General features: G+C 46.8%; 12 protein-coding genes. 3 read left to right on the top strand and 9 right to left on the bottom strand.

Annotated elements, in window-relative coordinates; all coding sequences use genetic code 11:
• Positions 1 to 128 precede the first annotated feature (128 nt).
• The 3 genes from EIM92_RS05015 (at position 129) to EIM92_RS05005 (ending at position 2,860) form a co-directional block, all read left to right on the top strand.
• Entirely contained in the window at positions 129 to 1,304 is a 1,176-nt protein-coding gene (locus tag EIM92_RS05015) for a sensor histidine kinase (RefSeq protein ID WP_125081740.1), read from the top strand.
• Positions 1,291 to 1,944, top strand: coding sequence for a response regulator transcription factor (locus tag EIM92_RS05010; RefSeq protein WP_125081739.1), 654 nt, complete (start codon positions 1,291 to 1,293; stop codon positions 1,942 to 1,944). The genes EIM92_RS05015 and EIM92_RS05010 overlap by 14 nt, the downstream gene beginning before the upstream one ends.
• Before the next feature lie 88 nt (positions 1,945 to 2,032).
• Positions 2,033 to 2,860, top strand: coding sequence for a CPBP family intramembrane glutamic endopeptidase (locus EIM92_RS05005; protein ID WP_125081738.1), 828 nt, complete (start codon positions 2,033 to 2,035; stop codon positions 2,858 to 2,860).
• Positions 2,861 to 3,254: 394 nt separating this feature from the next.
• On the opposite strand, the gene EIM92_RS05000 is transcribed toward EIM92_RS05005, so the two are convergent.
• The 9 genes from EIM92_RS05000 to EIM92_RS04960 all read right to left on the bottom strand — a co-directional run bounded on the left by EIM92_RS05000 (position 3,255) and on the right by EIM92_RS04960 (position 14,654).
• Positions 3,255 to 4,448 (bottom strand): transposase, encoded by a 1,194-nt coding sequence (locus EIM92_RS05000; protein WP_125081308.1) that lies wholly within the window; start codon positions 4,446 to 4,448, stop codon positions 3,255 to 3,257.
• Positions 4,449 to 4,623: 175 nt separating this feature from the next.
• A complete protein-coding gene (gene rlmH / locus EIM92_RS04995; RefSeq protein WP_125081737.1) occupies positions 4,624 to 5,103 on the bottom strand; it encodes a 23S rRNA (pseudouridine(1915)-N(3))-methyltransferase RlmH in 480 nt (159 codons plus the stop codon).
• 402 nt (positions 5,104 to 5,505) lie between these two features.
• Entirely contained in the window at positions 5,506 to 8,619 is a 3,114-nt protein-coding gene (locus tag EIM92_RS04990; protein ID WP_125081736.1) for an alpha-mannosidase, read from the bottom strand.
• Between the two features lie 15 nt (positions 8,620 to 8,634).
• Positions 8,635 to 8,886, bottom strand: coding sequence for a NifU family protein (locus EIM92_RS04985; protein WP_125081735.1), 252 nt, complete (start codon positions 8,884 to 8,886; stop codon positions 8,635 to 8,637).
• Positions 8,887 to 8,920: 34 nt separating this feature from the next.
• Positions 8,921 to 9,760 (bottom strand): carbohydrate ABC transporter permease, encoded by an 840-nt coding sequence (locus tag EIM92_RS04980; protein WP_110930635.1) that lies wholly within the window; start codon positions 9,758 to 9,760, stop codon positions 8,921 to 8,923.
• Between the two features lie 72 nt (positions 9,761 to 9,832).
• The gene (locus EIM92_RS04975) at positions 9,833 to 10,753 is read right to left on the bottom strand and encodes a carbohydrate ABC transporter permease (protein WP_110930634.1); all 921 of its coding nucleotides are present in this window, start codon (positions 10,751 to 10,753) and stop codon (positions 9,833 to 9,835) included.
• A gap of 17 nt (positions 10,754 to 10,770) precedes the next feature.
• A complete protein-coding gene (locus tag EIM92_RS04970; RefSeq protein WP_110930633.1) occupies positions 10,771 to 12,198 on the bottom strand; it encodes an extracellular solute-binding protein in 1,428 nt (475 codons plus the stop codon).
• Positions 12,199 to 12,496: 298 nt separating this feature from the next.
• Entirely contained in the window at positions 12,497 to 13,645 is a 1,149-nt protein-coding gene (locus EIM92_RS04965) for a CdaR family transcriptional regulator (protein ID WP_110930632.1), read from the bottom strand.
• Between the two features lie 118 nt (positions 13,646 to 13,763).
• A complete protein-coding gene (locus tag EIM92_RS04960; protein ID WP_125081734.1) occupies positions 13,764 to 14,654 on the bottom strand; it encodes a dihydrodipicolinate synthase family protein in 891 nt (296 codons plus the stop codon).
• Positions 14,655 to 14,665 lie beyond the last annotated feature (11 nt).

The following is a 14,665-nucleotide window of genomic DNA, read 5'->3' as shown; positions in this document are numbered from 1 at the left end:
ACTCCAGAGTCAACTATTCATTCCGCGGCAGGAAACAGAATGTGCTAATTAACATATTTTTCCCTTATAATTGATACACTGGATGCACTGGTGCTGATTTATTTTTACTGGAAAAGTGGGATGTCGATATGAAAAAAATATTATCTTTCATGGATTGGGGCCTATTTGCTCTTCGTTTGTATCACTATATTTTGCTAGCGTCCCGTCTATTGGAAGTAAGTGAATTTTCGATCCTAACGGTAGTGAATATCTTTTGGCTAATGCTAGCGTCTGTCGTCCCTATGCTGTTCTGGTTCCCCGGGTTTAGAAATAACAAGACCTGGTTCTGCATACTGGAGCTGCTGCTGGGCGGTTCTTATTATGTGAATTCTGCCATCCATCCGGATTTGACTTCAAGGGCGGACTATTTGCTGCTCAGCCTTATCATGGGATACTTAATGACGAAGAAGACGATCTGGGTTATTCCTGTGGTGGCCTTCATTCCTTTTTTATCGCAGACTTACATGCATTTGCCTTGGGAGCAGGCGTTTAGCTTCGCATCAGACAATTTGCTGTTCTGTTTCATCGGCATATGGGCGAGCTCCGTAGCCAAAGCATATGAAGAGAAGAATAAACTAGCACTAGAAGTGGAACGGCAAAATAAGCTGCTAACCCTCTACACTGCAGAAATCGAGACAATGACGCTTCAGGAAGAGCGCAACCGTATGTCGAAGGAGCTTCATGATACATTGGGGCACTCCTTTATCTCACTGATTATGGGCCTGGATGCTTCGATTGCCCTTCTGGATCGGAAGCCAGAAGAGGTCAAAGGCCGTTTAATCCGTTTAAGGACACTCGCTGAACAGAATTTGGACGACATGCGAAACATTGTCCATGAGATGGGAGAAGAAGAGGGGGCGAGTCTTACACAGCTGGTGGAGAACCTTGTCCTCCGTTTCCAAGAGCACACGGGAACTGTACTAACCGTCAATCTGCTGGGGACAGAGCCCAGGGTGCATTTTGAAGTGCGGCAAACGGTCCTCCGTGTCATTCAGGAAGCTTTTACAAATGCGTTAAAGCATGGAAAGGCATCTCAATTGTTCTTGGAGCTGGAGTTTGCCGTGAACACGCTGCAATTAATTGTCCGAAATAACGGCATACCGATTAAAAAAATGGATTATGGCTTCGGCTTGACCACGATGAAGCATCGAATCGAGCGATTGGGAGGCAGCTTGTCCGTGGATTCCAAGGAGGAAGCTGAGGCGATGACCGAAGTCAGATGTAAAATTCCGCTGAAGGGAGTGCTGCTGCATGTCGAACATTAAAGTGCTGATTGCTGATGATCAAGAATTAATCCTGGAAAGCTTACATATCGTGCTGTCCATGGAGGAAGATATCGAAATTGCCTCATTGGCAAAAAACGGGGAGGAAGCCATTCATGGCTGCGAGCAGTTTCAGCCCAACATTGTGCTAATGGATATCAATATGCCTGTCATGGACGGCGTGGCTGCAACGGCCCTGATTAAAAAGCGATTCCCTGACATCAAGATTATTATGCTGACCTCTTATAAGGAAGTGGAGTATGTGCTTGCGGCGTTAAGCCATGGCGCGGAAGGTTATCTGCTCAAGGCCATCCATCCCAAGGATCTGGCTGCAGGTATACGCGTGGTTCATGCGGGAGGCACCTTAATAACACAAGAGATGGCGGGCAAAATGATTAAAAGCATGAACATGAGCAATTCCTCCGCCGTAAAAAGTAATAAATACGGGCTCAGCCCCCGTGAACTCGAAGTGCTGCATAAGCTGGCTTCCGGCCTGCGCAATCAAGACATTGCTGAGGCGCTTTTTCTTAGTGAAGGGACAGTTAAGAATTACATCTCAACGATTTATTCGAAGCTTCATGTCAAGGGAAGGCGAGAAGCTGCCCGCATAGCCCGAGATTCCGGCATATTGGATCACAAGTAACCATGTCATGACCAAAGGGCACTGTGTCTTTATGACTTTTTCAGCATAAACTCATAACTACCAAACGTTATAGGAGCTGATGAAAGACATGAAGAAAGTAAGGTCCAACAACATAGAGAGGCTGCTTCGCTTTCCAATAACCTGGATGCTTGTGGGTACGGTCGCTATTATTCTTGTACAGGTGCTATCCTTTGTGCTGACCGAGCGAGTAGAAGGCGCCGGTTCCCTATTCTTAACACTACTGTTGGGCTTTGCGGCCATCCTATTGTATAAGCTAATTATGAAATACGTGGCTCTGCGGCCTACTCCTGAGCTATCCGGACAGCATGCATGGATGGAAGCTGTCTGGGGTGTAATCACGGGAGCGATTTTTATCGCAGTGTCCACGCTTATTATTGTTATGCTCGGCGGCTACTCCTTTCAATGGGCGGCTGCTGCAGATCCTGGTTCTATTCTCGTGAAGTCCATTGAAATAGCGCTGAGCGCAGCCATCGTCGAGGAACTGGTGTTTCGTGGATTGATGCTTCAAGCTATACAGAAATTAGGGGGAAGCGGGATTGCACTCGCGATAACCTCACTTACCTTTGGGGCCTTCCATCTGGGCAATCCAGGAGCAACACCATGGAGCGCACTTGCCATCACCCTGGAGGCAGGGGTTCTGCTCGGAGCTGCATTCTTGTGGCGGCGTAATTTGTGGTTTGCCATGGGGCTGCATTTTGCTTGGAATGCACTCGAAGGTGCGCTTGGCATTCCTGTGTCCGGGCTTCCTGTGGCCGGGTTGTTTACTGTGAAGGCAAACGGCCCAACATGGCTCACGGGGGGAGATTTTGGCCTAGAGGGCTCTATTGTTACGGTGATCCTAGGACTTGTGATTGCCATTCCGATGCTGATCGGTGCTGTACGGAAACGGCCATGATTTGTTTCTATCTGATTTGGATGGAAAGTTGGATATTGAAAAGATTGTCCAGCTCATGAACGAAAAAACAACTCCTGCAAACGATCAAGGAATTATTACTGGGGGAGGGGAGCCAATATTGCCCTAACTGAGAAGAACGGAGTTAATATAGTTGAATGCCTTGCATTCGCCCAAAGCCGCGAAACTAGACTGAATTGGATTAATTTTTATTGTAAAGAAGGAGCGCATTTTTTCGCTCCTTCTTTAGCTTTTTAGATAAATGAGCATTTTGCATAATTCCCTATTTGAGAATTGAATAGCAGAACCTAGACCTAGTTGGTGGTGCATTTTCAGCTAAATCCACTCGGTTTTCAAAAATGGGCAGACCTGCAGAATTTTCTGCGCATTCAAAATTTTAAGCAGCGACTTTTCTGTATTTCTGAGCCATTGCCAGGGCAGAAGCCAGCAATACAATTGCATTTAAATATTGGTGAGTTATGACTTTCTCTATGCCCCAAACATGCATGGCGTCTGCGGTCAAATAGGTTTTCATTCGGGAGTTGCAGCGTTCTACACTCGTTCTTTCTTTGTAAAGTTCTTGCCAACGTTTCGTGTTCCGGTGCGGACTTGAATAACGGCGCAAATCGCTTTTTGTATCAACCTTGAGCACCATTCCATAGTTGGAAGATGAACAGGCTGCCATCCCCAGCGGACAATCCACCTTGCCGGTCGCATGGGGACACCGGAATTTCAGGTGATCGCCATCTACTCCCCAGTATGTCATGGCAAAACCCATGGAGCAGCAAGGTGTACCGTTAGATGTTATACCTGCAGGCGGTTCCTTCTCATTGCGAAGATTCATCGGGATAATCGCTTGCGCTTTGAGCTTCCGTGCCGCTTCATAGTTTTTAAGTTGGTCATACCCAGCATCAAACACAAAGAACTTCACTTTCGCATCGGCAGCCACTTGTTCCATAAGAGCGGGTGCCAGATCACCGTCATTGACATGAGCCGGTGTAACCGAGAGGGCCAGGGGCAGTTCGCTAGCGGTGTCGACAGCAAGATGAAGCTTATAGCCGAACCACTTGACCTTGTTACCAAAGGAGTCAAACTTCGCGCCCCAGTTGGCATTCCCCGTCAGCTCACTTTTGCGCTTCGGCTGTTTCTTCTCGTAGGCATGGATCGCTGCGCTGTCCATCGCCACGTGACTTCCATCGATGATTCCTTCCTGCTTACAGCGTGTGACGAGATCCTCAAACAGACGTTTTGCCAATCCCTTATTCGTTAGCTCAGTGAAAACGCGGCTTAATGTGGCGATTGATGGAGCTTTTCGATCAAGCCTGAGTCCGCATTGGTAACGGAAACGAAGATCCATATCCAGACGACGATGCAAGCCACTAAATGTATCCATGTTCTCCAGCGGCGCTGCAAGCAATGCGCGAAGAATCCCTTGTCGGCAGTGCCCATCGGCACCTCGGGGTGAATGACTTCTCAAATCTTTAGCATAAGGTCGTAAGTCCAGGGCACTGAAGAAGATAGGCAAACGTTCTTTAAATTCAAGTTTTTGAAGTTCTTCAAAGGAAAATAGACTTTCTTGTAGAATATACATAGTGACTTCTCCCCCTTGGGTTTTCTTGTTTAGTCACTTGAAAACTTCTCCAAGTTGGGGTGAAGTCCTTTTTTTATGTTTGAAAACCTTTGTCTAGCAAGGGCTCAGGTTAATGCAAAATGCTCAAATAGTATAACGTAGATAAAGTTCCCCGCAGAGATTAAAAGATTTTGCGTCATTTATGATACGGTTCACCGCGATTGATCTTCACCGCACGATAAATCTGCTCCACCAACACCAGGCGCATGAGCTGATGAGGCAGCGTCATGCGCCCAAACGACAGCCGTTGCTGTGCGCGGCTGAGCACCCCATCGGCGAGCCCATGGCTCCCGCCGATGACAAACACGACATGGCTCGTCCCATATGTGCCGAGCCTGTCCACGCAAGCGGCGAGCTCCTCCGAGCTCCATAGCTCGCCGCCCACATCCAGAGCGATGACATGCGCATCGCTCTTCACCTGGGCCAGCACGCGCTCGCCCTCGCGTGCCTTCACCGCCTGCACCTCCGCCTCACTCATCGTCTCCGGCGCCTTCTCGTCGGGCACCTCCACGACTTGAAATTTCACATACGGGGCAAGCCGCTTTGCATACTCCGCGATCCCCTGTACCAAATACTTCTCCTTCAATTTGCCAACGGCTACAATTTGAATGAACACTTTTATACCCCACTTTAGCTTATATAAATATTTTGGATCATACCAAACCTTTAGCTTTCCTCATGACATTCTTTTAGCTGTTCAGTTACCCTATTGCTCAATAGCATTAATCAATTCATCCCAGCTTCCAGTTGCGAAATAGCTCTAATCCGTATTACCAGCACGGCATCACTTTACCAGATGAATTATAGCTTTGTACAATATTTTCATAAAAACTACCTCCACCGCTACATTAAAGCTTCCTCAAGTTTAGGTTTGCCATCCCAAGGCTGTCAACACAGGCTCAACGTGCATCTTCAAACCATCGCATCCGAAACACGAATAAAGGCAGCCCATCCTCTCTCGAGGGCGGACTGCCTTCTCTGTGCTAATTTATTTCTCAACTAGACTGACATAGATGCCTTACTTCTGTGTTAACCTCACGCTAATGATCTGATTAGGAGTATACGGAACCTCAATCGTATTTTGCTCAAAGGCTACTGGCTTCTCCACATTCTCCATCAAATCACATTCCATCGCAGACCCGATTGCAAACGGCAGAGTAATCCGAGCTGTGCCGCGTGAGCCGTAAACTTCAGTCAAGCGTAGAATAACATCATTGCTGCCATCCTCCGCAAGCTTGAACGCTTGTACCTTCAATGCGGATGCCGTATTCTCCAGAAGGCTTCCCTCAGCAACAGACAACCTTCGATCCGAATAAATAGGCGCAGGCTGATTAAGCTGATAGGCACTTTCGACCATGCCTTCGGTAATCGCGCTTGAACCGTGTGGATAGATCGAATAAGTAAAGTAATGTGTACCCAGATCGCTTTCCCGATCAGGACGAATCGGAGCCTTCAATAGACTGAGGCGAATCACATTATCCTCTACATCGCAGCCATATTTGCAATCGTTCAGAATCGAAACTCCAAACGTACCTTCAGACAGATCAACCCATTTGTGGCACGGCACCTCGAAACGCGCCTGCTCCCAGGTCGTGTTCTTATTGTTCATTCGCTCCAGCACGCCCGCCGAAGTATCTGTTGTGTAGGTTCTTGCTTTTACATTCACAGGGAATGCTACTTTCAACAGCTTTTCCTTCTCGCGCCAGTCGATCCAGGTTTCAAAGTCAACGCGAGGGCTTTCCGCATACAGACGGACAATTTGCACTGCCCGGCTCTTGCTGAAGGACTTCTCCATGCGAATCGCTACGGAGATCGGGCCATCTTCTACTACAGTGATGTTGTTCCAGCCATCGAAGTTAATTTGATGATCCGTGTACGATTTTACAATATCCCAAGCATTATACGTTCCTGGGCAGTCCTCAAACAATTGCCATTGGTTCAGCAGAGCGCCTGGCGCATTAACCTGCTGCTGACGAACTTTGTCCACCATCTGAATGATATTACCTTCCGCATCCAAATGAACAGACACAAGTGCGTTCTCTAGGCAAGTTGTGGACACCCGAAGATCTTCCGCCTTCTCGACAACCGTCTCCGAAGCTTTGAACTCACCCAAGCTGAAGCCATCAAGCTCAATCTCAGTGCAGTATCTTTCTCCGCCTTCAGCCGATACCTGCTTTTGCACCGGGTAAATCCGGCCAGATTTGTCTATCATCGACGGCACCGTTACAGGCTGTTCAAAATAGGAAATCGTCTGCTTATCGGAAAAGGCATTAACCGCTACAAAGCTTCCGTTCTCAGGCTGAGTCAGAACCTCCAGCGCTCTGGAATTCAGCTCATAGAATTCTTCATTCATTTCCTGATACATTTGGATCGCATCTGTCCCTACCGGAGCGGTATGGCTGCCCGGCAGAATATCGTGGAACTGGTTGAACAGCAGCTTCTTCCATGGAACCGACACTTCTTCCTGGGTAACGACAATACGGCCCGCTAACAAAGATGCGATAGCTGCGGTAGCCTCCGTTTGCTGCGCAAGGAACTCGCCTTTGCGGTTGAACCGCTTCAGCTCACCCTTCGTCGTAAAGGTGCCGCGGTGCATCTCCAAATACAAATCGCCGTCCCAAGTCGGGAACTCCGAGGTATCCGCAAATACAGTATCCAGATACTCCTTGCCCGTCGTCAGACGCATCTGCGGAATACCGCCCATATTCTGTTCGCGGTAATAATACTCCATCATTTCATTAGTGATACCGCTGCCCCCATCGCCGTATCCGAACATTTGTAAAGACTCATCGCAATAGGATTTATCCTGGAAGGCTTCCCAGCTTCCGATAACCTGGTTCGGATCCATCCAGCTATTGAAGTGTACCGGCGGCACACACGCTTTAACAGTCGTTCCGTCTAATCCACGCCATAGGAAATTGTTATGTGGGAACAGATTCGTATCATTCCATGTGGACATTTTGTTCGATACAAAATAATTGACGCCGCCCTGCTGCAGAATCTGCGGCATAATCGCACTATTACCAAATACGTCAGGCAGCCAAGCAATGTCGACATCCACGCCGAATTCCTTCAAGAAATACTGTTTGCCGTACATAATTTGCCGTGCTAAGCTTTCCGCATTCACCAGATTGCAGTCAGGCTCTACGTACATCGCGCCAACGATTTCCCAGCGTCCTTCCGCCACGCGCCGCTTAACCTCTTCAAAGAGCGATGGATAATACTTTTGCAGCGACTCATAAGCCCAAGCCTGGGTATGAGAATACTTAAATTCTGGGTAACGATCCATCAAGCGCAGCTGTATGAGCACAGTTCGGGCGTTCTTTTGGATCGTCTGTCCCATCGTCCAGTGATAGGCCAGGTCAAGGTGAGAATGGGCTACGCATGCCAGCTTGCCGTTTTTGCCAAAGCGTCCGCTCTTCTCGTACACATTGCGTTGAATATATTCACGAATGCGCGGAGCAGCCTGTCTGAATTCCTCATCATCATCGCTTTCAAAGAAAGGGAACAATTTGAGAATCTTCTCCACATGACTAGCATAAAATTCTCTGGCGCCCTCTTCCATATTCTCGGCATAAGCACTTTGATACAGCATATCCAGGTCATATTTCAACCCTAACATTTCCTCATCAATAACGACCAGGCTCGGCCGCTTAAAGGTCTGAATACAGCCCTTCAAGTTTCTTGCTACCCCCCGGTCATCGTCCGGCTTGGAGCGGGTATAGCATTCCAAAATCATTTGATGCTGCTCGCCAGCCTTGGCTTTATCCAGAAATGCACACCAGCTGCGGTTCGGATCGAGCCCGTCCACATAGCGGCCATTGTCTGAAATAATCACTTCGGTTGCCGTGTACATGTACAGATAGACCTTCTTTCCGTCCAGCTCCTCCGGAATGGTAAAGTCACACTTGAACATGGAAGTGATGTCTGGCCCTCCCCATTTGTCCCCTTCAAAGATTGGGTGGAAATCATCTTCCCAAATGTAAGCATCCGGCTCATATCGGCCATTGCGTACTAGCCAGTTATCCAGCGGGTATACCTCTTTGAAAATTCTTTGATCCACCTGCTCGAACACAAGCTTAGACCATTTCTGCATACTAATACTTCTGCGTTCTACCGCAATGTGTGCCACTATATTTCCTCCGTTCTATCTTGCGTAGTAAGGAATGTGTTTGTTAACTTTCACCCGAAATTCCATGCCAAATCGTTTAGATACCCGCTCTCTGATCCATTCGTTCAGTTCCGGATCGACGCATGGACAAGAAGCACAGTCCCCATATGCACCCAGAATGATCGTGTTGTCTTCAAAACCTTCAAATACCACATCCCCACCGTCGACACGGGTCATAGGACGAATTTCATTCATAATAATGTCTTCAATCTGTTTTACAAGTTCCATTTCCAACCCTCCTTCTGATGTTCAAGGCGATTCCCTATCCCTTCACCGCGCCTGCCGTCATAGCAGAAACGATAAATCTTTGCAGAATGATGAAAATAATCAAGGTTGGGAAAATAGCGATAACTGCCGCTGCCGCCAAGTAATGTGTGGTAATAGAGTCAGCGGTAGACTGCAAATTAACTAGCCCTACCGAAATCGGGTACATGCTGGAATCGTTCAACAGAATAAACGGTACGATAAATTGCGCCCAGCTCTTGACCACGACTAAAATGACAACAGAGACGATTCCTGGAACAACCAACGGCAAAATGGCCATATACATCGTTTGGAATTTATTACAGCCGTCGATGGCAGCCGCTTCATCCAATTCCCTAGGGACTGTATCAACATAACCCTTGACGGACCATACCGCAAAGGGGAGAGCGACGGCGATATAAACGAAAATTAAACTTCCATAATTGTTCAGCATCCCCAAGCTGCTTAAGTACTTGTATAGCGGGATAACAATAATTAATGGTGAAATCATCTGGAAGAATAATACGGCCAGCATAGTCGCTTTCTTACCCCGATAATCAAATCTAGAGAAGGCATAAGCCGCAGGTAGAGTTAGGATCAAAGTACCGATGACCGTAGCAAAAATAATCACCAGCGAGTTCTTCAAGTAACCGAATATATCTGTCTTCCAAAGCACGTATTTGTAATTATCGAAATTAAACTGATTTGGTAAAAATTTTGGCGGAACAGCGAATAGTTCCGGTACCGTCTTGAAAGATAGCGATACGAGCCATAGAAAAGGTAACAAGAAAAAAAGAGAAATTAGGATATAAACAAAATATAAGCCGATTGAAGCTTTAATTTTAGCGCTCTTGTTCATAATACAGTCTCCTAACCTAGAGCGTGTGAATCCAAAATAAAGATTTGGATTCACACGTCACGGATAAAGTAATCAAGTGTTGTCGCTGCTGCGTCTAAGGAACCAGAAGTAGAAGGCCGCCATCAATCCGTTAATTAAGAGAAGAACCGTGGCGTAAGCCGAACCCGAGCCTAAATTCATATGCACGAAGATTTGATTATAGGCGGATAAGGCAAGAATCTCTGTTGAATTACCAGGACCACCGGAAGTCAGCGCCATGACCATGTCGAAGGTATTGAAGGTCGCGATAATATTTAATATGACATTAATCGATATCACCGATAGGATGGAAGGAATGGTTACGTGAATCAATCTTTGCCAGGCAGAAGCGCCATCAATATCAGCCGCTTCCAGAATATCCTTGGATATCGTCTTTAACCCGGAGTAAGAAAGAATCATACTTTGGGCCGTTCCCCTCCAAATATTGGCGACGATCGTACAGACCAGCGCCGATCCAGCAGCCGTTAGGAATGTCACGTTGTTAATACCTACAGCATTAAGCATAGAAGTTAGAATTCCGGACTCGGATTCATTCAGGAATATCTTCCAAATGACCCCGATGATAACACCTGGAATGGCCCATGCCAGCAAGGTGACCACACGTACAAATACCGTACCGCGAAGCCTAAGCTCCTCTCCTTTTACAATGGCAAGCGCAATCGCAAGCCCCAAAACCGTCTGACCAACGACGCTGAAGAAGACGAAGACAAAGGTTGTCCACAACGTTGTATAAATTTGTTTATCACTAAATATTTGAATATATGAGCTGAGTGTGTAGGAATAATCTTTTCCCGTCAGCGATGCATCGGTAAAACTATAGCGAATCACTTCAAAAGCCGGGTATACGAAGGTGACCAATAATACTAGAATTAATGGAGCAATCCAGAAGAAGGGCCCCCGAGACAGCTTGCGTATTATCCCCTTTTTAGATGATTCAGTTGCGGCTTGAAGCATGCGTTTCACTCCCTAAATTACTTGCCTGCTTTTTTGATAACTTCCTGCAAAGCTTGCTCGGCCGTCTTGGAACCAGTAACAATATTACCAATGGCAATCTGCAACTCGCTCGATAGTGTCGTGTACTCAGGCACCGGTGGCCGGCTTTGCGCTTGATCTAGATAGGCTGCAAAGCTCTTATAGTACTCGTCCTCGGCGAAGGCTGGTGTCGTATCAAAGACCGACTTTCTTGTCGGAAGGAACCCGCCGATCTCACACCATTCACCGGCAGCCGAGTCGTCTGAATAGAGACTTAGTACAAAATCAGCAGCCAGATCTGCTTTAAATTTATCCTTGGCAAACACCACGTTTGTCCATCCGCCTGCAGATGAGCTGCTTGTATCGCCTGCATTGACGACCGGCAGCTCGGCAATTCCCCACTTCGCATCAAAAGCATCAGCACCTATTATTTCTCTTAACTGGGGTACAGCCGAGCTTGAAGCGATAAACATACCAAATTTATCTGTGGTCAAATCTCCAAACATGCTTGATTCCTTGTCAAATTCTACAATTCTTTGTGGTGAAATACCCTCTCCCACTGTATTCTCGAAGAATGAGAGGAAGTTCAGCATGGCCTTATTCGCATCTCCATCTGCAAATGCGAGACTATTGTCTTCGTTCAACAATGGGAAGCCCTGGCTCCAATATATGCCCAGATGATTATTAACTGCACCTTCGTTACGACCTGCGACATAGATGAGTCCTGTCATTCCCTTATTGTTCTCTTGCAGCTGTTTAGCTGTGCTAATCAACTCGTCAACCGTCTTCGGCGGTGTATCAATTAAATCTTTTCTGTAGTACAAAGCACGAACGTCTGTTGTGTACCAATCACTTAAAATATCTCCACCTGGCCCATCCGGCTGCATGGTACTGTGCATGAACGGGAAGTAATCATCCATTGAAATGCCTTTTGCGGCGAAAGCATCATTCAAAGGCTGTGCATACTCAGCGAAAGTCGGCATCATGAAGGAGTCTACTGCAGCCACATCCGGTGCACTTCCTTCATTAAGCTTGAGCTGCAGCTTAGCCATGTTATCGCCAGAGTTGCTTGAGGTACTGATTGGCTTAATCTTTACGTTGGGATGCTCTTCAATCCAAGCTTTCATTTTCTTAGTCAGGTAATCTACTCGAGCTGGCGAAGTCGCTTCCAACGACTGGCTCGGGTTCGGCTGCCATGTAATCTCAATTTCGGCATTTTGATAGCCGATCAGCATCGGAGTGATCATCATTTGCCCCTCTGGAACCTTCTTAGTAATATCTTCAGTCCCCGTAGAATTCTCTGCTGCCGGAGCGTTAGACTCATTGGCTTGACCAGCGTTGCTGCTGTTGTCCTTGGAACCACATCCACTGAGCAGCAACGTAAACACCATAACTGCTGCTAATACGTATAAAAATGTCTTTTTCAAAAATATTCCCTCCCATTACTTTAAGTATTATTGAGACACTGCATAACTCCCGTTGGTATGAAAGCACCTTCATGATTGTTTATTGACGCGCGGGACTTTCTTCGCCCTTTTGTTAACGATTTCAAAGTTGCTTTTCCCGTCATATAAAAGTGCTTTCCGGTGCCCTCGGACGATTAGCTTGTCCCCCGATACATAAAATATATCACTGTGCCTTTGTCCCCACATCGTTTGCTAATCCAAAAACTTCGACATTTTCCGCGAGAAAATTGTACAATAGCACAAGCCCTCGATGCCTATCCTAATTTTGCAATTGTTCAAAGGTAAGCAGCAGCTTAATTTTGAACAGATCATTGAACTTGCGATAATCCAATTGCAAAAGCTGAGAAATCCTGTCCAGCCGGTAAAACAGCGTATTTCGGTGCACATGCAACAACGCAGCCGTTTCCCTGACATCCAGATTACAATCCAGGAATGTTCTTAAAGTCTGCTTGTGGTCTTCGTTCAGCTGACCAGACCATTTGTGCTGCTGCATAAATTCTTTCTGTACAGACTGCGGGATCAAATCTAAGTAAGGGATAATTCCCCAATCATCAATGCAGGTTGCCTGAGACGCCTGCTGAAATCTCTTGCTTAGGCGTATACAGCTGCGAGCTTCATTATATGAAGCTCTATATCCTTCAAGACCCGAGCGGAATTTCCCGACACCAATATAATAACGATAGTCAAACCTTTGAATATATTGCTCTATTTTTGCATAGATCGGCTTCTGAAACTGATCCTCTGCCGGTACAGCGATAAAAAATGCGCCGTCCTCAATATAAGCATAAAACGAGTGGAAGCTGACTAATACCTTCAAACCATTCAAAAACTGTTCCTTCCGCTCATTGATCTTTTGCAACAAATCGCTGCTCTCCATCTCCTCGGACCACTTCATCTCCTCAATTTCCACGACCATGATACTCCGTTCCATATTAAGATCAATCTGTAGCGAACGAGCGGTCATCTTTAGCTTTTTCTCACGTAGATTGTGAGGAACGATCAATTCATTAATGAAACCCTCCAGCGCCATTTTTCGAAAATGCAGCTGTTTATTCATATGGATTTGTTCCAATAAAATCTCCACATTCATCTTGATAATAGTGCCGAATTTATAGACCTCTTCAGGATTGCCAGTAATCCCTACTACACCCACAACATTATCTTGAAATTCAATGGGCAGATTGACACCCGGTTTGGAGCCCGGCAAATTGCGGCACTCCTCTTCTCCGATTAATTGTTGAGTTCGGGTCACCAGCACCTGCAAGGCCCCTTCATGCTGCTGACCGATGCGTTGAGACTGGCCGCTAGCTACGATTATTCCCTGATCATCCATAATGTTGATGTTAAAATCCATAACGGACATCAGTTGACTTGCGATCGGCAATGCCAGTTCAGTTGTAATTTTCATCAAGAATCCCCCCAGACAGCGATATAAGAAAAACCGGCTACGGATCGCGTAGCCGGCCCTCTTTGCTTATCATAGCGCAGACCGATGTTTGAAGATGTTAAAATTCTGATATACTTTTCTAGAGATATTGCATATCCTTCAGAATAGTTCTTATTTTCGATAAGTTTTCTTCCGAGCAGCTTGTGTTGGGAAGAATCGGTTTCCCCGCCTTAAGGCCAATCAAATTGACGGCATCTTTAGTAGCCACGGGGAAACTTCCAAGATTCCAGGCCATACGCAGCGGCGCCAGCCTATATTGAGCCTCCAGGGCACCTTGGATATCCCCATCCATATATTTGTCGTATATTTCTACAACCAACCGGGGAACAACATTAGCTGTGGATGCTACGCAGCCGACACCGCCGTAAACGAGCGTACTCAAAATCATAATGTCTCTGCCCGCCAGTACCTTGAACCCTTTATCCCTTGTACGGCGGATAAATTCAGCCGTCAGCGTCTGATCTCCGCTGCTGTCCTTCATTCCAACGATATTAGGCACTTCTACCAAGCGTTCGAGCAAGCCCGGCGAGATGTTGTTGCCGACCTTGTCCGGGTTGTTGTATAGCAAAATAGGCAGGGACGTAGCTTCCGCAATTTTCTTAAAATGATGAAATAGTTCGTTTTCAGTCGGTGTTACGAACATCGGCGGTAAAATGGAAATAGCCTGCGCGCCCAACTCCTCGTACAAGCGCGCTTGCCTAATCCCTTCCCTTGTTGAAATAGCGGCAATGCCGGCATAAACCGGCACCCTTCCCGCACTCTGCTCAACCGTAACAGCCACCACACGTCCAAGATCCTCCGGATCAAGTCCAAAAAACTCCCCATTGCTGCCCAGCGCCAGAATTCCATGGACTCCGCCTTCAATTACATGATCCACAATGCACCGAAAGCTCTGCTCATCCAGACGCTCATTGTCGTCCACAGGCGTAACGATCGGGGGAATTACCCCGCGAATAAAATCGGTATCCATAGCGACATCTC

Origin of the sequence: Paenibacillus lentus, assembly GCF_003931855.1 — a bacterium.
GTDB lineage: Bacteria > Bacillota > Bacilli > Paenibacillales > Paenibacillaceae > Fontibacillus > Fontibacillus lentus.
The sequence above is the reverse complement of the archived record's forward strand: the minus strand, read 5'-3'. Positions and strand labels throughout refer to the sequence as shown.

What these genes read in the sequence shown, in the direction of transcription:
- EIM92_RS05015 (WP_125081740.1), top strand. Translation starts at nt 129, where the DNA reads ATGAAAAAAATATTATCTTTCATGGATTGGGGCCTATTTGCTCTTCGT.
- EIM92_RS05010 (WP_125081739.1), top strand. Translation starts at nt 1,291, where the DNA reads ATGTCGAACATTAAAGTGCTGATTGCTGATGATCAAGAATTAATCCTG.
- EIM92_RS05005 (WP_125081738.1), top strand. Translation starts at nt 2,033, where the DNA reads ATGAAGAAAGTAAGGTCCAACAACATAGAGAGGCTGCTTCGCTTTCCA.
- EIM92_RS05000 (WP_125081308.1), bottom strand. Translation starts at nt 4,448, where the DNA reads ATGTATATTCTACAAGAAAGTCTATTTTCCTTTGAAGAACTTCAAAAA.
- EIM92_RS04985 (WP_125081735.1), bottom strand. Translation starts at nt 8,886, where the DNA reads ATGGAACTTGTAAAACAGATTGAAGACATTATTATGAATGAAATTCGT.
- EIM92_RS04980 (WP_110930635.1), bottom strand. Translation starts at nt 9,760, where the DNA reads ATGAACAAGAGCGCTAAAATTAAAGCTTCAATCGGCTTATATTTTGTT.
- EIM92_RS04975 (WP_110930634.1), bottom strand. Translation starts at nt 10,753, where the DNA reads ATGCTTCAAGCCGCAACTGAATCATCTAAAAAGGGGATAATACGCAAG.
- EIM92_RS04965 (WP_110930632.1), bottom strand. Translation starts at nt 13,645, where the DNA reads ATGAAAATTACAACTGAACTGGCATTGCCGATCGCAAGTCAACTGATG.
- EIM92_RS04960 (WP_125081734.1), bottom strand. Translation starts at nt 14,654, where the DNA reads ATGGATACCGATTTTATTCGCGGGGTAATTCCCCCGATCGTTACGCCT.